Here is a 17,584-nt window from a genome sequence, read left to right on the forward strand (position 1 = left end):
CTTCCCGAGACCGCCGAGGCCCTGGAGGCCGTCGGCATCACCGCTCCCTTCCCCATCCAGGAGATGACGCTCCCCGTGGCCCTGTCGGGCACGGACGTCATCGGCCAGGCCAAGACCGGCACCGGCAAGACGCTCGGCTTCGGGCTCCCGCTCCTCGAGCGCGTGACCGTCCCCGCCGACGTCGAGGCCGGCCGGGCGAAGCCCGAGGACCTCACCGAGGCCCCGCAGGCGCTCGTCGTCGTCCCCACGCGCGAGCTGTGCACCCAGGTCACCAACGACCTGCTGACCGCGGGCAAGGTGCGCAACGTGCGCGTCCTCGCGATCTACGGCGGCCGGGCCTACGAGCCCCAGGTCGAGGCCCTGAAGAAGGGCGTCGACGTGGTCGTCGGCACCCCGGGCCGGCTCCTCGACCTCGCGGGCCAGAAGAAGCTCAACCTGCAGCACATCAAGTCGCTCGTCCTCGACGAGGCCGACGAGATGCTCGACCTGGGCTTCCTGCCCGACGTCGAGAAGATCATCAACATGCTTCCGGCGCGCCGCCAGACCATGCTGTTCTCGGCGACCATGCCGGGCGCGGTCATCGGACTCGCCCGCCGCTACATGTCGCAGCCCACGCACATCCGAGCGACCGCGCCGGACGACGAGGGCGTGACCGTCGCGAACATCTCGCAGCACGTGTACCGCGCGCACAACATGGACAAGCCCGAGATGGTCTCGCGCATCCTGCAGGCCGAGGGCCGTGGCCTCGCCATGATCTTCTGCCGCACCAAGCGCACCGCGGCCGACCTCGCCGACCAGCTCCAGCAGCGCGGCTTCGCCTCCGGCGCGGTCCACGGCGACCTCGGCCAGGGGGCGCGCGAGCAGGCGCTGCGCGCCTTCCGCAACGGCAAGGTGGACGTGCTCGTCTGCACCGATGTCGCCGCGCGCGGCATCGACGTCGAGGGCGTCACCCACGTCATCAACTACCAGTCCCCCGAAGACGAGAAGACGTACCTGCACCGCGTCGGCCGGACCGGCCGCGCGGGCGCGAAGGGCATCGCGGTCACGCTCGTCGACTGGGACGACATCCCGCGCTGGCAGCTGATCAACAAGGCGCTGGAGCTGTCGTTCAACGATCCGCCGGAGACGTACTCCACCTCCCCGCACTTCTACGAGGAGATGAACATCCCCGCGGGCACCAAGGGTGTCCTGCCGCGTTCCGAGCGCACGCGCGCGGGGCTCGACGCGGAGGAGCTGGAGGACCTGGGCGAGCCGGGCGGCCGCGGTGCGCGCGGCGGTCGCGGTGGCCGGGGCGAGCGCGACCGCCGCGGCGAGTCCCGTTCCGCCGACCGTTCCGAGCGCGAGCGTCCGGCCCGCACGCCGCGCCGCCGCCGTCGTACGCGCGGCGGTGCCGACCTCGACGGGACGCCGGAGGTCTCGACGGCGGAGCAGACGCCGTCGGCCGAGGAGGCCGCCGGGTCCCGCACCCCGCGCCGCCGTCGCCGTACGCGCGGCGGTGCCGCCGCCGAGCCGGTTGCCGTGACGGCCGTCGAGTCCGTGGCGTCCGGCGCCCCGGAGGCCGCGGAAGCGGCCGTGGCGACCGCGGAGGGCCCGTCCCTGGACGCCTCCCGGGCCGCTGAGGCCCCGGTGACCGCCGAGGCCGCGGCCAAGCCGCGCCGCCGCCGCACGCGCCGGTCCGCGGAGGCCGCACCGGCCGCCGCCCCCGAGGCGGAGCAGACGCCGGCCGCGACCCCCGCCGCCGAGACGGCTGCGGACACGGCCGAGGCCGCCGAGGCCAGGCCCCGCCGCCGCACCCGCGAGGCGACGGCTCCGGCCGCCGAGGCCGCGGTCGACGCGGTGCGGACGGCGGAGACGGTTCCGGCCCAGGAGGCCGCCGAGACCAAGCCGCGCCGCACCCGCAAGGTCGCCGCCGCTCCGGCCGAGGCCGCCCTGGACACGGCCGAAGCCACCGAGGCCAAGCCCCGCCGCACCCGCAAGACCGCGGCCACGGCCACGGCGGCGGACGCCGCGGTCGACACCGCCGAGGCCACCGAGGCCACGCCTCGTCGCCGGACCACCCGCAAGGCCGCCCAGGCCCCGGAGACGGCCGCCACGGCCGAGATCCCGGCCCAGGCCACGCAGGAGCCGGAGACCAAGCCGCGCCGCACCCGCAAGGCGGCGGCTCCGGCCGTCGCCGAGAACGCCGTCGCCACGGCGGAGGGCACGGAGGCCAAGCCGCGCCGCACGCGCAAGACGACGGCCACCGCTCCGGCCGAGGCCGCCGTCGACACCGCCGAAGCCACCGAGGCCAAGCCCCGCCGCACCCGCAAGACCGCGGCCACGGCCACGGCGGCGGACGCCGCGGTCGACACCGCCGAGACCGCCGAGGCCAAGCCCCGCCGGACGCGCAAGACGGCCGCCGCGGCTGCCGAGGCCGTAGAGGCCCCGGAAGCGGCCCAGGAGGCCGTGGCCAAGCCGCGCCGCACCCGCAAGGCGGCGGCGACGGCGGAAGGCGCGGTCGACTCCGCGGAGGGCACGGAGGCCAAGCCGCGCCGCACCCGCAAGACCGCGGCCGCCGCTCCGGCCGAAGCCACTGCCGAGGCCGAGGCCGCCGTGGCCAAGCCGCGGCGCACGCGCAAGACGACGGCCACCGCTCCGGCCGAGGCCGCCGTCGACACCGCCGAAGCCACCGAGGCCAAGCCCCGCCGCACCCGCAAGACCGCGGCCACGGCGACGGCCACCGTCGAGATCCCGGCCCAGGCGACGCAGGAGGCGGAGACCAAGCCGCGCCGCACCCGCAAGACCGCGGTCGCGGCCCCGGCGGCCGAGGCCTCCGACGCGGCCGAGGCGAAGCCGAGGGTGCGCCGCACCCGCAAGGCGACGGCCGCCGCGGAGCCGGCGGACGGCTGACAGCCCGCAGCACGGCCCGACGGCCCGGTTCCTCCAGCGCGGAGGGGCCGGGCCGTCGGCGTTCGTCCACGCTCCCGCGTGAGGTCCCGTCACGAGGGACTGCGTTCACGCCCGGGAGATCCCGGCCGGGCCCCGCCGGGTAGCCTCGGCACGTGACCAGGCCGCCCAGCACCTCGACCCCCTTTCCGCCGCCCCCCGGCGCCCGCGCCTACGCGCTGCGGACCGCGCGCGGTGACTTCGCCGTCGTCGACTCGCCCCCGGCGGCCGGAGCGCAGCAGCGCGGTGTCGCGCTGCTGCTGCCCGGGTTCACCGGCAGCAAGGAGGACTTCCACCTGCTGCACGGCACCCTCGCGGCGCGCGGCTACCGCACCGTCGCCGTGGACGGACGCGGACAGAACGAGTCGGACGGGCCGGCCGACGACGAATCGCCCTACGCCCGGGAGGAGCTGGCACGGGACGTGCTGGCGCAGGCGGCCGCGCTCGGCACGCCGCTGCACCTCGTCGGACACTCCCTGGGCGGCCAGATCGCCCGCGCCGCCGTCCTGCTCGACCACTCCCCCTTCCTCTCGTTCACGCTGGTCGCCTCGGGCCCGGCCGAGATCTCGGAGTCGCAGAAGCAGCGTGTGAAGCTGCTGCACGACGCGCTCGCCGTGATGACGATGCCGCAGGTGTGGGAGGCGATCCTGGCGATGGGTCCGCCGGAGGAGGTCGGCGGTCCGGCGCGCGGCTTCGGCGCACCGGAGCAGCTGCGGCTGCGCTGGATGAACCACAGGCCCGCCCAACTCCTCGCCACGGGCCGCCAGTTGTGCGCGGAGCCGAACCGCGTCGACGAGCTCGCCGCCGTCCCGCTGCCCCTGCACGTCCTGTCGGGCGCGCGCGACGACACCTGGCCGGTGCCCCTGCTGGACGAGATGGCCGTACGGCTGCGTGCCGCCCGGACCGTCATCACCGGCGCGGAACACTCACCGAACCTGGAGCAGCCCGGACCGACGGCCCACGCTCTCGCGGACTTCTGGGACCGGCACCCGCGTCGCTAGTGCCGGTCGCACTAGTACTGCGTCTGCACGTGCTCCCAGAAGCCGTCCCGCAGCGCGCGTCTGAGGTCGGCCTGGCCGCGCAGGGAGTACTGCAGGATGCCCTCGGCCTCCACCAGGAGGTCCTGGTCCACGGAGCCGGGCAGGTAGGGGTGGCCGGGCAGCAGTTCGACCAGGGCCTCCCGGCCGCGCGCCGCCAGCCACTTCGCCGCGATCTGCGCGCCGACGAAGCGGACGTCCTCGCGGGCGGGCCGGCTCGCGCCGCTCGTGTCGTAGGCCGCGGCGGTGCGCCGGGCGACGTACGGCTTGAAGAAGTCGAGGTCGAGGGTGCGCTGGCTGTCGACCTCCCAGAGCAGCGGCTCGGCCTGGTTGCGGCCCTCCGGCGCCTCGATGCCCCAGAGATGGACGCGGGCGCCGTACCCCTGGGCGGCCTCCACGGCCGAGACCAGGTCCTCGTCACCGCCGAGCAGCGCCGCGTCGCTGATCGCCCGGTGCCTGGCCAGTGACTCCAGGTCGGTCCGGATCAGCGAGTCGACGCCCTTCTGCTGGTTGTTGGCATTGAGGTTGCCCAACCGGACCTTGACGTCGGGGAGTTCGGCGATGGACTGCTGCTCGCCGGTGTGGATGCGGCGCCGGGCGCCGTCATACCAGTAGACGCGCAGCAGCCTGCTGTCCGCGAAGATCGTGCGGGCGCGGTCGATGAGCGCCTCGATCAGGCCCTCGGCGTCGAGGTCGAAGGCCCTGCGGTCCTCCGTCCCGGCGATGAGCCGGCCCGCGGCCGCGTAGAGATACCCCGCGTCGACGAAGATCGCATGGGTCGAGGGCGTCTTGGCCACCTCGGCGAGCATGCGGGTCAGCAGCTCGTTCGTGCGGTCGATGCGGGCGGCGAGGGCCGCGAGGTCGTCGTTCATCACCCCCATTGTCCCGGCGGTCACGCTGTGAACACAACCGATCCCGTTCAGTCTCCACAGAGTCTCTTACCGGTTAGTAATTAGTCGTTCGAAAAATTTCTTTAGCGTAGGGAATGTTTGTAACACGCGGCACGTTGACTACTCGTGTAGCAAGCAATCCTCCAGGAGGATGACCAGACGAAGGGAGAAGCCCGTGCGCTTCGAAATCATGCGACTCGACGACGTCGACGGCACGCCCGTGGACAGCACCGTCGTGGACGCCGCCTCCGTCAACCGGATCGTTCAGGATGCCGCCGCCATCGGGCAGCGGCTGTGGATCCGTCCGGCCGACTCCACGGCCTTGTAACCCTCGGGTCCCTTACAGAAGCTTCAGAGCCCCGTACGGCAGGACGCCGTACGGGGCTCTGTGCCGCTCTGCGCCGTGGAGGCGCCGCACCATCGGGCGCTCCGCGCCCCACGGCAGCGCTCAGCTCCCCCGGATCACCTGGGTGACCCCGTTGATGATCTGCTGCACGGCGATCGCGGAGAGCATCATGCCCGCCAGCCGCGTCACGAGGACCACGCCGCCGTCCTTGATGACCCGGATGATCAGCAGCGAGTAACGCATCACCAGCCACAGCACGACATGGATGGCGAGGATCGCCGTCCACACCGACACCTGGGTGGCGACACTGTCGGCCTTCTGCACGGCGAGGATGACGGACACGATCGCCCCGGGGCCGGCCAGCAGCGGCATCCCCAGGGGCACGAGCGCCACGTTGACGTCCTTGGTCTGCTGGGGCTCGTCGGTCTTGCCGGTGAGCAGGTCGAGCGCGATCAGCAGGAGCAGCAGCCCGCCCGCGATCATCAGCGCGGGCACGGAGACATGCAGGTAGTCGAGGATCTGGTGACCCAGGAGCCCGAAGACGGCGATGACCCCGCCCGCCACACAGACCGCCTGGAAGGCCATCCGCTTCTGCACCTTGCCGGGGCGCCCGGCGGTCAGGGCGAGGAAGATCGGGGTGATCCCGGGGGGATCCATGATGACGAAAAGGGTGAGGAAGAGAGAGCCGAAGACGGCAACGTCGAACATCAGTACAGAGGCCTTGCGGAAAGAGGGTGAAAACGGGCGTCGGGAGTGAGCCCTCCCGGGCGGAGGCGGCCCTCCGGGACGGAGAAGCGCCGCTCAGGGGCTGAGTGAACCCTCAGGCCCCGCCGGTCCCCGGCACCGGGAACGCCCCCGTGGCGCGCCGGGTGATCTCCCCGTACACCTCGGGGTCGGTCGTGTACTCGCCGAGCACACACGTCTTGCGGCTGCCGTGGTAGTCCGAGGAGCCGGTGACCAGGAGACCGAGCTCCTTCGCGAGCCCGCGCAGCCGTGCGCGCGTGTCCTCGTCGTGGTCCATGTGGTCGACCTCGATGCCGTCGAGGCCGGCCGCCGCCATCTCGGCGATCGCGGCCTCGGGGACCGTACGGCCGCGCTTGCCTGCGGCCGGGTGCGCGAAGACGGCGACCCCGCCCGCGCCCTTGACCAGCCGGATCGCCTCGAACGGGTCGGTCTCGTGCTTCTCGACGTAGGCCCGGCCGCCGTCGGCCAGCCAGTCCCGCGTGAAGGCGTCGCTCACGGTCGGCACGACACCGAGCTCGACGAGCGCGGTCGCGACATGCGGCCGCCCCACGGAGCCGTCACCCGCGATCCGGGCGACCTGCTCCCAGGTGACGGGCACGCCCAGCCCCTGGAGCTTGGCGACCATGCCCCGCGCCCGGGGCACCCGGTCGTCGCGCACCAGCTCGCGCTCGGCGAGCAGGGCGGGCTCCTCGGGGTCGAAGAGGTAGGCCAGCATGTGCAGGGAGACGCCGTCGAGACGACAGGACAGCTCGGCGCCGGTGACGAGGGTGAGCCCCCGCGGCAGCGCGGCGACGGCCTCGGCGTACCCGCGAGTGGTGTCGTGATCGGTCAGCGCGACGACGTCCAGTCCGGCGGCGGCGGCGTTGCGCACCAGCTCGGCCGGGGTGTCCGTGCCGTCGGAGGCCGTGGAGTGGCAGTGCAGATCGATGCGCACGACGCGGACTCCAAGGCGGGACGGTACGGAAGGGACGCTTCAGCATAGCGTCCGTTCACCCACCCCGTGTCACACCCGTAGCCGGGGTGCGCCCCCTACAGGGAGCGCACGGCTCCGGGTGCGCCGGCCCCTGCGGCGCGAGCGGAGCCGGCCCCTACGGCTTGAGCAGACGCGGGGACAGGGCGCCGCACGGCACCAGCTCCACCTCGGCGCCCGCGTCCCGCAGATCCGTCAGCACCAGTTCGTCGTAGAGCAGGAGGCCGGACTGCTCGGGCCACACCACCGCCCACAGCCACAGTCCCCTCGCCTCGCCCGCGAAGACCGCACGGTCGTCCGGAGTGGCGGAGACATGCCAGAGCGGGGCGGGACGGCCCGCGGCCAGCACCTTGGCCTGCGCGGGTTTCTCGACGCTCATGTACGGCCCCGGGTCCGGTCCGTCGATGCCCGCGTACCGCGCCCCGAGGCCGACGCCGAGCTCCTCCGCGACCAGGATCAGTTCACCCATCCCGCCCAGCGGTCCGGGCCCGGAGCACGCGACCGCGGTGGCGCGGCCGCCGCTGCGGTCGTCACCGGCGTACGTCACCCCCGTGAACAGCCAGCCCACCGGCAGGGGCCACGGCATCCACACCGGCACCTGCGTGCGGTGCACCACGACACTGAGGGCCTCGACGCTGGGCGGGATCACGGGCTGCAGCGGATGCACCGTCCCATGCACATCGCACTGCCAGGAGTCGGAGAAGAGTCCGGGAGCCCTGACCCGGCCACCACACTTCGGGCAACTGGGTTCGCCCCTCATAGGGCCCCACGGTCCTACCCGAGCAGGCCCACGTCAAGGACGATCACCCGTCCGGACGGAACCAGTTCACGCCGAACCGCCTCCGCACCCTCACCACACCGAACTAGATGCAGCTTGCATTAATTAGCTAGACTAACTTATCGTGTGCATATACCAACCATCTAGCGGGAGCGAGAGGAACATGGACGCATTCGACGCCGGAGCCGGCGGCCTCCTGCGACAGCCGGGGGCGGTGTGGGCGACGGCCGGCGCCTCCGCGGTCGCCTTCATGGGCATCGGCCTGGTCGACCCGATCCTGCCGTCCATCGCCCGGGGCCTCGACGCCACACCCAGCCAGGTCTCCCTGCTCTTCACCTCGTACTTCCTGATCACCGCGTTCGCGATGCCGGTGACCGGCTTCGTCTCCAGCCGGATCGGCGGCCGGAAGACCCTGCTGCTCGGCCTCGCCCTCGTGGTCGTCTTCGCGGGCCTCGCCGGCACCTCCGGCTCGGTCGCCGAACTCGTCGGCTTCCGCGCCGGCTGGGGCCTCGGCAACGCCCTCTTCGTCTCGACGGCCCTCGCCGTCATCGTCGGCGCGGCGGCGGGCGGCAGCGCCGCCGCCATCCTCCTGTACGAGTCCGCTCTCGGCCTCGGCATGGCCTGCGGCCCCGTGCTCGGCGCGCTGCTCGGCGACGCCGGCTGGCGCTACCCCTTCTTCGGCACGGCGTTCCTGATGGCCGTCGGATTCCTGTGCGTCACGGTGTTCCTGAGGGAGCAGCCGAAGCCGGCCCGGAAGATCTCCCTGCTCGACCCGGTCAGGGCGCTCGGCCACGGCGGCCTCGCCTCCGCGGCGGCCTCGGCGTTCTTCTACAACTACACGTTCTTCACCGTGCTGGCCTTCACCCCGTTCGTCCTGAACATGACCCCCTACAAGTCGGGGGCGGTGTTCTTCGCGTGGGGTGTGCTGCTCGCCGTCTTCTCGGTCGTCGTGGCACCGCGGCTGCAGGAGCGGTTCGGCTCGCTGAAGGTGCTCGGCGGCTCCCTGGCGCTGCTCGCGGCCGACGTGCTGGTCCTCGGCTACGGCGACCACACCACGGCGATCGTCTGCACGATCCTGTCCGGCGCGTTCATCGGCGTGAACAACACCGTCTACACCGAGTTGGCGCTGGGCGTGTCGGACGCCCCGCGGCCGGTGGCGAGCGCGGGCTACAACTTCGTCCGCTGGTTCGCCGCCGCGGCCGCGCCCTACTTCGCGCCGAAGATCGAGGAATGGACCGACATCCACGTCCCGTTCGTGGTCGCGGCGGTCACCGCGGTCGCCGGCGCGGCCGTGGTCGCCGTACGGCGCAAGGCACTTGTCCACGAGGCCGAACGGCTGACGCCGCGGCACGCGACCGAGGACTCGGTCACCGTCTTCGCCAACTGACGCTTCCCGGCCACGGGTTCGTGACGTTCCTCACGAGGCGTCAGTCGAGCGGGACGGACCTGCGGGCGGGATCACGCAGGTCCGTCCCGTTCGTCAGCCAGCGCTCCTGGAGCGCCTGGGCGCCATGGACGCGCTTCCAGGCGGCCTCGTTCGGGGTCATCGGCAGCAGCGGCAGGAAGCGGACCGGGTCGAGCGGCTCGTCGAGCTCCAGGTCCTCCACCAGCCCGCCCGGCTCGGCGACCAGGACCGAGGTGAACGGGGCGCCCGGCCAGAGCGGCCCGCCCACGTCGAGGGAGGCGCCGGGGGCCACGACCACCCCCTCGACCTGCGGGGACGCGGCGAGCACGGCGAGCGGCCGGAGCACCTTGCCGGTCTCGGCGAGCCCGCCCCGCACGGAGAGGACCAGCTCGGCGCGCGGGCCCTTGACCGGGTCGGCGAGCACCGCGGTGGGGTCCGTCATCGGCTGCGCGGACATGCCGAGCGTGGCGTAGCGGACGATGTCGCCCTCGTGGAAGCGGAGCACCTCGATGCGGTCCGCGCCCAGGAACGTGACCGCCGCGCGGGCGTCCGGCTCGCCCAGCGCCGTACGCAACCGGGCCTCGACGAGAGGAAGAACATCAGCCATGTGGCGAGCATAGAACTCGTCAGCAGCGGGCAAAGCAGCGCCTTGACACTTCAGTCGGCTGATACTCTTGCCCGGTCGTTCGGGGTACCACGCAGATGGGGGTACCGCCCAGGCCGCACAGGCGCTGGGGGAGTCGCGATCTTGCCCCGACGCCCTTGGGACTCCCTTACGAGGGACCGGCTGGAGGAGGTGGGGCTGTCATGGATCGAAGTCACCCGTGCAGTACCACTCGCTCTTCCGGCCACTGATGCAGCTGCTCTTGGTTTCGGCTGACCGCCGCCTCTCACGCTCGCGTCTTCGCGCGGAAGAGCACTTCGTTTCGTTCTCCCTGATCTGTCTGATCTGAACCAGCAGCGAAACCCGCCACCGCGACGATGCGGTGCTCCCCGCTTTGTGGACGTGCCAAACATCCGAAGCAGGACGTCCTCATTCCGGGTAGTTCCACCCGTCGCAGCGGCCTTTCGCCGCCCGATGCGAAGGAGCCTGCCATGTCGATGATCCGCGACCTGCGCGCCGTGGTCCGCCCCGCCCGTCCCTCCCTGCTCAAGGGCGGCGTCCGCAAGGGCGGTGTCCGGGTGGACACCGGCGCGTACGACACCACGCGCGACCCCGCGACGCCGTCGGCCGTCGTCGACTGCGCCGTCTACCGCGACGGCTCCCGTGTCCCGTCCACGCACGCGCCGTCCCCGCAGGAGGCCATGCGCCAGGTGCGGCGCGACGGAGGCTTCGTGTGGATCGGGCTGCACGAGCCGACCGAGGCCGAATTCGCCGGTATCGCAAGCGAGTTCGGACTGCACCCGCTCGCCGTGGAGGACGCGGTGCAGGCCCACCAGCGCCCGAAGCTGGAGCGCTACGACGACTCCCTCTTCACCGTCTTCAAGACGATCCACTACATCGAGCACGACCGGCTGACCGCCAACAGCGAGGTCGTGGAGACCGGTGAGGTCATGTGCTTCACCGGCAAGGACTTCTTCATCACCGTCCGGCACGGCGGCCAGGGCTCGCTGCGCGCGCTGCGCCACCGCCTCCAGGACGACCCGGAGCTGCTCGCCAAGGGCCCCTCCGCGGTGCTGCACGCCATCGCCGACCACGTCGTCGACGGCTACATCGCGGTCGCGGACGCCGTGCAGGACGACATCGACGAGGTCGAGACCGAGGTGTTCTCGCCGGGCCGCAAGGGCACCCCGCGCGGCACCGACGCCGGCCGGATCTACCAGCTCAAGCGTGAGGTGCTGGAGTTCAAGCGGGCCGCCTCCCCACTGCTGCGGCCGATGCAGCTGCTGAGCGAGCGGCCGATGCGGCTGATCGACCCCGACATCCAGAAGTACTTCCGGGACGTCGCCGACCACCTCGCGCGGGTCCAGGAGCAGGTCATCGGCTTCGACGAACTGCTCAACTCGATCCTCCAGGCCAACCTCGCGCAGGCCTCCGTCGCACAGAACGAGGACATGCGCAAGATCACGTCCTGGGCCGCCATCATCGCCGTCCCGACGATGGTCTGCGGGGTGTACGGCATGAACTTCGACTACATGCCCGAGCTGCACTGGAAGTTCGGCTACCCGGTCGTCATGTCGGTCATGGTCGGCCTGTGTGTCGGCATCCACCGCACCCTGAAGCGCAACGGCTGGCTGTGACCACCCCCGCACCGGGGCTGACTAGGCTGGGCGCCATGACAAGCGAGCTGCTCGACCAGGCCCTCGTCGAGGAGGCCACCAAGAAGTCCGGCCTCATCTGGGTCAAGGGCGCCGGCCAGCCGGCCGCGCGTGCGCTGTGGCACGCCTGGCACGAGGGCGCGGCCTGCCTGGTCGGCGACGGGCCGGGTGAGCAGCCGCTGCCGGGGCTCCTCGACGGCGGCTCGGCCGAGGTCACCGTACGCAGCAAGGACAAGGGCGGCCGGCTGGTCTCCTGGACGGCGGCGGTCGTCCAGCTCGCGCCCGGCACCGAGGCCTGGGAGGCGGCCGTCGCCGAGCTGAAGGGCAAGCGGCTCAACGCACCGGACGGCGAGGCCATGCCGCAGCGGTGGGCGCGGGAGTGCAGAGTGCTGCGGCTGGAGCCGACGGGGGCGACTCTGCCGCTGCCCGACGGCGATCTGGCGGCTCGGCCCCTGCCGTCGCCCGCCACGACGCGTGAGCCGGTCCCCGCGGGGCTGCCGAAGCTGCTGCTGCGGCGCCGACGACGGGGCTAGGGGCTGTCGCGGCGGCACCCCGCGCCGCTCACCGGGTGCGAGGCGCGCCCTCAGGACGTCGGGAGCTGTTTGCCGTAGTCGACCGTTTCGCCCTGTGCCGGCTCCTCCAGGGCGAAGTCCTCGCCCCAGGAGGAGAAGCTCAGCGTTCCCGCGCCGCCTGCGCGCACCAGGCGCAGTGGATACGGCTTGCCCTCCAGGGAGACGTCCAGTGTGCCGCCGTCGCCGCCGTCGCCGGTGATCCGGATCGTGCGCACGCCGCCCTGCTCGTGGTGTCCGTCCGTCTTCACCGAGCCGTGCAGGGTCAGCAGACCGTCGAGGAGGAGGTCCTTGTCCGTGAAGACGCTGAACTTCTTGTACGAGGGGTCCCCGGCCGGCACCTTCACGTACTTGCCGTCGAGCTTGTCCGCGGCCGCGGTGTCCGTGTCGTCGCCCTTGCCGTCGGACGTGCCGTCCTCGTGCTTCCAGAACGCCGCGTCGGCCTTCAGGAACAGCTGCTCGCCGACCCGCAGCAGATGGAAGCTGGCCCCCTGCGAGGTGACCGACCCGGTGCCGCCCTCGTCCTTCAGGCGCATGTCGAGCTTGTACGTACGGCCGCTGGTGACGACGGTCCCCGACAGCCGCACCGCGTCCACGGAACCGGCGGCGGTCTTCGTCTTCGCCTGGATCTGGGCGGCGGGCAGCTTGCCCACCCCGTTGGTCCCCGCGTCCGGATCCTCACTGCAGCCCGCTCCGAGGCCGACGACCAGTGCGCACATCGCGCTCACCAGTGCGGCCCTGCGGGTACGGCCCTGGGGAATCGCAGTCACAGAGACGGCTGCCTTTCTGCGGGGGTGTGCTGAGCGGCGTACGGCAGCGTACCGGGGTCTCGGGGTGCTGTCGGAACGGGTGCGTCCGCAGCGCTCACCAGGGCGTATCCGATCGGGACGGGCTAGCCTGAAGCCCGCAGGAGCGGGCAATTCGGAAAAGGAAACCAGCAGCACCGCAGGACGCAACAGGAAGCCAAGAAGGAAGCAGGGATCCACAGTCATGGCAGCCGGTGTCCCCCGGATCTTCGTCTCGCACCTCGCCGGTGTCCCGGTCTTCGACCCGAACGGCGACCAGGTGGGCCGCGTGCGCGACCTGGTCGTCATGCTCCGCGTCGGACGCCGTCCCCCGCGGCTGCTCGGCCTGGTCGTCGAACTGTCCACCCGGCGCCGCATCTTCCTGCCCATGACCCGGGTCACCGGTATCGAGTCCGGCCAGGTCATCACCACCGGTGTGCTCAACGTCCGCCGCTTCGAGCAACGGCCCACCGAGCGGCTGGTCTTCGGGGAACTCCTCGACCGGCGCGTCACGCTCGTCGAGACCGGCGAGGAGGTCACCGTGCTCGACGTGTCCGTGCAGCAGCTGCCGGCCCGCCGGGACTGGGAGATCACCCGGGTCTTCGTCCGCAAGGGCAAGAAGGGCGGCGCGTTCCGGCGGGCCAAGGGCGAGACGCTGACCGTCGAGTGGTCGGCGGTGACCGGGTTCTCGCTGGAGGAGCAGGGGCAGGGCGCCGAGAGCCTGCTGGCCACCTTCGAGCAGCTGCGCCCCGCCGACCTCGCCAACGTGCTGCACCATCTCTCCCCCAAGCGGCGCGCCGAGGTCGCCGCAGCCCTCGACGACGACCGTCTCGCCGACGTCCTGGAAGAACTCCCGGAGGACGACCAGATCGAGATCCTGGGCAAGCTGAAGGAGGAGCGCGCGGCGGACGTCCTGGAGGCGATGGACCCCGACGACGCGGCCGACCTGCTCGCCGAACTGCCCGAGGAGGACAAGGAACGGCTGCTGAGCCTGATGCAGCCCGACGACGCGGCCGACATGCGGCGCCTGATGTCCTACGAGGAGCACACGGCCGGTGGTCTGATGACCACCGAGCCGATCGTCCTGCGCCCGGACGCCACCGTCGCCGACGCCCTGGCACGTGTCCGCAACCCCGATCTCTCCCCCGCGCTCGCCGCCCAGGTCTACGTCTGCCGGCCGCCCGACGAGACGCCCACCGGCAAGTACCTGGGCACCGTCCACTTCCAGCGGCTGCTGCGCGAACCGCCGTACACCCTCGTCAGCGCCGTCCTCGACGACGACCTTCAGGCCCTGGCCCCGGACGCGGCGCTGCCGGTCGTCGCCGGGTTCTTCGCGACGTACGACATGGTCGCGGCGCCCGTCGTGGACGAGGCCGGGTCGCTGCTCGGCGCGGTGACCGTGGACGACGTCCTGGACCACATGCTGCCGGAGGACTGGCGGGAGACGGAGTTCCACCTGAACGACGAGGAGACGGGCGAGGGGGTGGCCGCCCATGGCTCCTGAGCGCGAGAGCACCCGCGAGCGCACGCCCGTCGGCGCGACCGCCACCACGCGCCCCCGCGCCCGGCTCGACCAGCCGCGCCCGCCCCGGCGGCGGCTGCTGCCGGAATGGGACCCGGAGGCCTTCGGACGGCTCTCGGAGCGCATCGCGCGCTTCCTGGGCACCGGACGGTTCATCGTCTGGATGACGGTCGTCATCATCGCGTGGGTGCTGTGGAACGTCTTCGCCCCGCACGACCTGCGCTTCGACAACTACCCGTTCATCTTCCTGACCCTGATGCTGTCCCTGCAGGCCTCCTACGCCGCGCCGCTGATCCTCCTCGCGCAGAACCGGCAGGACGACCGCGACCGCGTCAACCTCGAACAGGACCGCAAGCAGAACGAGCGGTCGATCGCGGACACCGAGTACCTCACCCGGGAGATCGCCGCCCTGCGCATGAACCTGGGCGAGGTCGCCACCCGTGACTGGATCCGCTCCGAGCTGCAGGACATGCTCAAGGAGCTGGAGGAACGCCACGACGGGCACAAGGGCCACGGCGGCGGTCACGGCGGTCACGTCGTATTCCCGGCAGACCGGTCACCGGGACGTGACGCAGACGACCGCTGAGGGGCTGGCCGGGGGCCCCGGTGGGCGCCGTACCATCGTCCTTATGGCTAGCGAAGACGCGGTGCGCGAGGCACTGGCGACGGTGAACGACCCCGAGATCAACCGCCCCATCACCGAACTCGGGATGGTCAAGTCGGTCGAGATCGGTGCGGACGGGGCGGTCGCGGTCACCGTGTACCTGACGGTCTCCGGCTGCCCGATGCGCGAGACGATCACGCAGCGCGTGACCGACGCGGTCTCGCGCGTCGAGGGAGTCACGCGCGTCGACGTCACGCTCGACGTCATGAGCGACGAGCAGCGCAAGGAGCTGGCGAACGCCCTCCGGGGCGGCCAGACCGAGCGCGAGGTCCCGTTCGCCAAGCCCGGCAGCCTCACCCGGGTCTACGCGGTGGCGTCCGGCAAGGGCGGCGTCGGCAAGTCGTCGGTGACGGTGAACCTGGCGGCGGCGATGGCGGCCGACGGTCTCAAGGTGGGCGTGGTCGACGCCGACATCTACGGCCACTCCGTGCCCCGCATGCTGGGCGCCGACGGCCGTCCCACCCAGGTCGAGAACATGATCATGCCGCCGTCGGCGAACGGCGTGAAGGTCATCTCCATCGGCATGTTCACCCCGGGCAACGCCCCGGTCGTCTGGCGCGGCCCGATGCTGCACCGGGCGCTGCAGCAGTTCCTCGCGGACGTGTACTGGGGCGACCTGGACGTCCTGCTGCTGGACCTCCCGCCCGGCACGGGCGACATCGCGATCTCGGTGGCCCAGCTGGTCCCGAACGCGGAGATCCTGGTCGTGACGACCCCGCAGCAGGCGGCGGCCGAGGTGGCCGAGCGGGCGGGCGCGATCGCGGTCCAGACCCACCAGAAGATCGTGGGCGTGGTCGAGAACATGGCCGGCCTGCCCTGCCCGCACTGCGGCGAGATGGTCGACGTCTTCGGCACGGGCGGCGGCCAGCTGGTGGCCGACGGCCTGACGCGCACCACGGGTGCGTCCGTCCCCGTCCTCGGCAGCATCCCGATCGACGTCCGGCTGCGCGAGGGCGGCGACGAGGGCAAGCCGGTCGTCCTGACCGACCCGGAGTCCCCGGCGGGCTCGGCGCTGCGGGCGATCGCGGGCAAGCTGGGGGGACGGCAGCGGGGTCTTTCGGGACTGTCGCTGGGGATCACCCCGAAGAACAAGTTCTAGCGAGCGCCACAGCCCTTGGGGTGCCCTCCGTGCGGAGGGCACCCTTCGTGCTACCCGGCGTACTCCGCGATGTCCTTGACGACGGAGAAGCCGAGCCCGTACGCGCTCATGCCCCTTCCGTACGCCCCCAGATGCACCCCTGCCCCGGTCGAGCCGGCCAGGACCCAGCCGAACTCGGACTCGCGGTAGTGGAAGGGGGTCGGCGCGCCGTCGACGGGCAGGGAGAGGGTCGACCAGTCCGGCCCCGCGAGGTCGTCCGCGAGCACCCACGCCGTCTCGGTCTGCTGGTCCAGCCAGTCGTCGCGCAGGCTGTGGTCCATCTGGCCCGGCCAGGTGAAGGACAGCAGCCCCACCCCGGCCAGCCAGGCCGCCGAGGACACCGAGGTGGCCTCCAGCAGACCGGTGCCGTCCGGGCTGCGCCGTACCGGGTTGGCGGCGACGGTGACGACCACCGCGAACTTCCCGCGGTCCTCGCCCGCCGTCTCGTGCCGTACGGAGGGTTCGTCACCGTGTCCGATGGAACCGTGCTCGACGGCCCCGTCGGCCGCCGTGCCCACCTGCATCAGCCAGCGCGGCCCGGTGAAGGCCTCGTCGAGGCCGTACCAGGGGAAGGGCGCCTCAAGGTAGCCGTCGACCGTACGCAGCCGGGCGGAGGGGACCTGTGGTCCGCCCTCCGCGGCCGGCGCCTGTTCGACTGCCCGACTCGTCGTCTCCATGTGCCCGGACGCCTCCTCGCTCTCGACGGAGTGGCCGGCCCGCCCCCCTTCGGGCGTACTCGTCCGCTCCGCACAACAACCAGGCAGCATAGCCACCCCGCCCCGAGGGACGGTGAAGCCGCCCTGCGCACGGGTCGCGCGGGGCGGCTCAGGGGGCGCCCGGAAGGGGCACGGAACGGCCCGCCAGGGGGCTCGGTCACCCGGGCACGTCGACCGCGGCCGTCGGGGAGTCGCTCAGGTGGCGTCCGCGTCGAAGGGCGGGCGGTCGTCCTTGCCCGGTTCCTCGGGCTTCTTCGTCATGTCGATGCGCCCGTCGCCGGCGGAGCCGGAGGAGGAGCCCGTCTCACGGCTGTGGACGGCGTCGGTGACCTCGGCCATCTCCTTCTTCAGGTCGAAGCCGTTGCGGATCTCCGTCAGCCCCAGTTCCTCGTTGTCCAGCTGCTTGCGGATGAACGTCTTGGGATTGAGGTCCTCGAACTCGAAGTCCTTGAACTCCGGGCCCAGTTCGGCGCGGATGTCATGCTTGGCGCTCTCCGAGAACTCACGGATCTTCCGGACGGTGCGCATCACGTCCTGGATGACCTTCGGGAGCTTGTCCGGACCGAAGACGAGCACGGCGAGGACGATGATCGTCACCACCTCGAGCGGTCCTATGTCATTGAACACCTGAAGCTCCTTGCGATGTCCGCGGTCCTCGGCCCTCGGTGGTCAGGTCAGGTCTTCCGTGGTCCGGGCCGGGTCCACGGTACCTGTCGCACGTGTCCGACCGGTACCGTGCCGCCGGGTCCGAGTGGGTGTCCGCGGCCGGTTTTCCGCGTTGTTTGCCTTGTCGGAGGGCGTTTCCAGGTCCGATCTGTGAGGTTGCTGTCAAACAC

17 protein-coding genes are annotated in these 17,584 nt (G+C 72.0%); 9 read left to right on the plus strand and 8 right to left on the minus strand.

The features are described 5' to 3' along the window. The first annotated feature begins 63 nt into the window (after window positions 1-63). Complete coding sequence (locus ACFY30_RS01295) at window positions 64-2,889, plus strand: DEAD/DEAH box helicase (RefSeq protein ID WP_390843129.1); 2,826 nt, start codon at window positions 64-66, stop codon at window positions 2,887-2,889. A 152-nt stretch (window positions 2,890-3,041) separates the two neighbouring features. Next, window positions 3,042-3,926, plus strand: coding sequence for an alpha/beta fold hydrolase (locus tag ACFY30_RS01300; protein ID WP_390843130.1), 885 nt, complete (start codon window positions 3,042-3,044; stop codon window positions 3,924-3,926). An 11-nt stretch (window positions 3,927-3,937) separates the two neighbouring features. Here ACFY30_RS01300 and ACFY30_RS01305 read toward each other — a convergent pair whose 3' ends face one another. Beyond that, complete coding sequence (locus ACFY30_RS01305; protein WP_390843131.1) at window positions 3,938-4,834, minus strand: NYN domain-containing protein; 897 nt, start codon at window positions 4,832-4,834, stop codon at window positions 3,938-3,940. Between the two features lie 193 nt (window positions 4,835-5,027). Here ACFY30_RS01305 and ACFY30_RS01310 point away from each other — a divergent pair, with 193 nt between their 5' ends. Continuing rightward, on the plus strand, window positions 5,028-5,180 hold the full coding sequence (locus tag ACFY30_RS01310; RefSeq protein ID WP_390843132.1) for a hypothetical protein: 153 nt from the start codon (window positions 5,028-5,030) through the stop codon (window positions 5,178-5,180). Window positions 5,181-5,300: 120 nt separating this feature from the next. On the opposite strand, the gene ACFY30_RS01315 is transcribed toward ACFY30_RS01310, so the two are convergent. The 3 genes from ACFY30_RS01315 to ACFY30_RS01325 all read right to left on the minus strand — a co-directional run bounded on the left by ACFY30_RS01315 (window position 5,301) and on the right by ACFY30_RS01325 (window position 7,672). Then, window positions 5,301-5,906, minus strand: coding sequence for a MarC family protein (locus tag ACFY30_RS01315; protein WP_390661180.1), 606 nt, complete (start codon window positions 5,904-5,906; stop codon window positions 5,301-5,303). 112 nt (window positions 5,907-6,018) lie between these two features. Next, entirely contained in the window at window positions 6,019-6,876 is an 858-nt protein-coding gene (locus ACFY30_RS01320; RefSeq protein ID WP_390843133.1) for a PHP domain-containing protein, read from the minus strand. Window positions 6,877-7,030: 154 nt separating this feature from the next. Further along, the gene (locus ACFY30_RS01325; RefSeq protein WP_390822534.1) at window positions 7,031-7,672 is read right to left on the minus strand and encodes a DUF6758 family protein; all 642 of its coding nucleotides are present in this window, start codon (window positions 7,670-7,672) and stop codon (window positions 7,031-7,033) included. A 181-nt stretch (window positions 7,673-7,853) separates the two neighbouring features. Here ACFY30_RS01325 and ACFY30_RS01330 point away from each other — a divergent pair, with 181 nt between their 5' ends. Then, the gene (locus ACFY30_RS01330; protein WP_390843134.1) at window positions 7,854-9,077 is read left to right on the plus strand and encodes an MFS transporter; all 1,224 of its coding nucleotides are present in this window, start codon (window positions 7,854-7,856) and stop codon (window positions 9,075-9,077) included. 40 nt (window positions 9,078-9,117) lie between these two features. On the opposite strand, the gene ACFY30_RS01335 is transcribed toward ACFY30_RS01330, so the two are convergent. Continuing rightward, entirely contained in the window at window positions 9,118-9,702 is a 585-nt protein-coding gene (locus ACFY30_RS01335; protein WP_390843135.1) for a suppressor of fused domain protein, read from the minus strand. 488 nt (window positions 9,703-10,190) lie between these two features. Here ACFY30_RS01335 and ACFY30_RS01340 point away from each other — a divergent pair, with 488 nt between their 5' ends. Further along, window positions 10,191-11,336: a magnesium and cobalt transport protein CorA gene (locus tag ACFY30_RS01340; protein WP_390843136.1), complete on the plus strand. Its 1,146-nt coding sequence runs from the start codon at window positions 10,191-10,193 to the stop codon at window positions 11,334-11,336. A 35-nt stretch (window positions 11,337-11,371) separates the two neighbouring features. Next, window positions 11,372-11,887 (plus strand): hypothetical protein, encoded by a 516-nt coding sequence (locus tag ACFY30_RS01345; protein WP_390843137.1) that lies wholly within the window; start codon window positions 11,372-11,374, stop codon window positions 11,885-11,887. 50 nt (window positions 11,888-11,937) lie between these two features. Here the strand turns inward: ACFY30_RS01345 and ACFY30_RS01350 are convergent, their stop codons facing one another. After that, window positions 11,938-12,693, minus strand: coding sequence for a hypothetical protein (locus ACFY30_RS01350; protein WP_390843138.1), 756 nt, complete (start codon window positions 12,691-12,693; stop codon window positions 11,938-11,940). A gap of 220 nt (window positions 12,694-12,913) precedes the next feature. Here ACFY30_RS01350 and ACFY30_RS01355 point away from each other — a divergent pair, with 220 nt between their 5' ends. From ACFY30_RS01355 to ACFY30_RS01365, 3 genes are read left to right on the plus strand one after another with little or no spacing between them, the layout of a single operon-like run. Beyond that, window positions 12,914-14,212 carry a magnesium transporter MgtE N-terminal domain-containing protein gene (locus ACFY30_RS01355; RefSeq protein WP_390843139.1) on the plus strand — a complete coding sequence of 433 codons (1,299 nt, stop codon included), beginning with the start codon at window positions 12,914-12,916 and terminating at the stop codon, window positions 14,210-14,212. Then, on the plus strand, window positions 14,202-14,816 hold the full coding sequence (locus ACFY30_RS01360) for a DUF1003 domain-containing protein (protein ID WP_390843140.1): 615 nt from the start codon (window positions 14,202-14,204) through the stop codon (window positions 14,814-14,816). The genes ACFY30_RS01355 and ACFY30_RS01360 overlap by 11 nt, the downstream gene beginning before the upstream one ends. Before the next feature lie 43 nt (window positions 14,817-14,859). Next, complete coding sequence (locus ACFY30_RS01365) at window positions 14,860-15,993, plus strand: Mrp/NBP35 family ATP-binding protein (RefSeq protein WP_390661190.1); 1,134 nt, start codon at window positions 14,860-14,862, stop codon at window positions 15,991-15,993. Window positions 15,994-16,043: 50 nt separating this feature from the next. Here the strand turns inward: ACFY30_RS01365 and ACFY30_RS01370 are convergent, their stop codons facing one another. Next, window positions 16,044-16,709, minus strand: coding sequence for a hypothetical protein (locus ACFY30_RS01370; RefSeq protein WP_390843141.1), 666 nt, complete (start codon window positions 16,707-16,709; stop codon window positions 16,044-16,046). 234 nt (window positions 16,710-16,943) lie between these two features. After that, entirely contained in the window at window positions 16,944-17,375 is a 432-nt protein-coding gene (locus ACFY30_RS01375) for a sec-independent translocase (protein WP_390843142.1), read from the minus strand. Window positions 17,376-17,584 lie beyond the last annotated feature (209 nt).

The organism is Streptomyces sp. NPDC000345 (assembly GCF_042898825.1).
Classification (GTDB): Bacteria; Actinomycetota; Actinomycetes; order Streptomycetales; family Streptomycetaceae; genus Streptomyces.

Coding starts and splice junctions, on each gene's coding strand:
- ACFY30_RS01295 (WP_390843129.1), top strand. CDS start 64: ATGACGCTCCCCGTGGCCCTGTCGGGCACGGACGTCATCGGCCAGGCC.
- ACFY30_RS01305 (WP_390843131.1), bottom strand. CDS start 4,834: ATGAACGACGACCTCGCGGCCCTCGCCGCCCGCATCGACCGCACGAAC.
- ACFY30_RS01315 (WP_390661180.1), bottom strand. CDS start 5,906: ATGTTCGACGTTGCCGTCTTCGGCTCTCTCTTCCTCACCCTTTTCGTC.
- ACFY30_RS01325 (WP_390822534.1), bottom strand. CDS start 7,672: ATGAGGGGCGAACCCAGTTGCCCGAAGTGTGGTGGCCGGGTCAGGGCT.
- ACFY30_RS01330 (WP_390843134.1), top strand. CDS start 7,854: ATGGACGCATTCGACGCCGGAGCCGGCGGCCTCCTGCGACAGCCGGGG.
- ACFY30_RS01335 (WP_390843135.1), bottom strand. CDS start 9,702: ATGGCTGATGTTCTTCCTCTCGTCGAGGCCCGGTTGCGTACGGCGCTG.
- ACFY30_RS01340 (WP_390843136.1), top strand. CDS start 10,191: ATGTCGATGATCCGCGACCTGCGCGCCGTGGTCCGCCCCGCCCGTCCC.
- ACFY30_RS01345 (WP_390843137.1), top strand. CDS start 11,372: ATGACAAGCGAGCTGCTCGACCAGGCCCTCGTCGAGGAGGCCACCAAG.
- ACFY30_RS01355 (WP_390843139.1), top strand. CDS start 12,914: ATGGCAGCCGGTGTCCCCCGGATCTTCGTCTCGCACCTCGCCGGTGTC.
- ACFY30_RS01360 (WP_390843140.1), top strand. CDS start 14,202: ATGGCTCCTGAGCGCGAGAGCACCCGCGAGCGCACGCCCGTCGGCGCG.
- ACFY30_RS01365 (WP_390661190.1), top strand. CDS start 14,860: ATGGCTAGCGAAGACGCGGTGCGCGAGGCACTGGCGACGGTGAACGAC.
- ACFY30_RS01370 (WP_390843141.1), bottom strand. CDS start 16,709: ATGGAGACGACGAGTCGGGCAGTCGAACAGGCGCCGGCCGCGGAGGGC.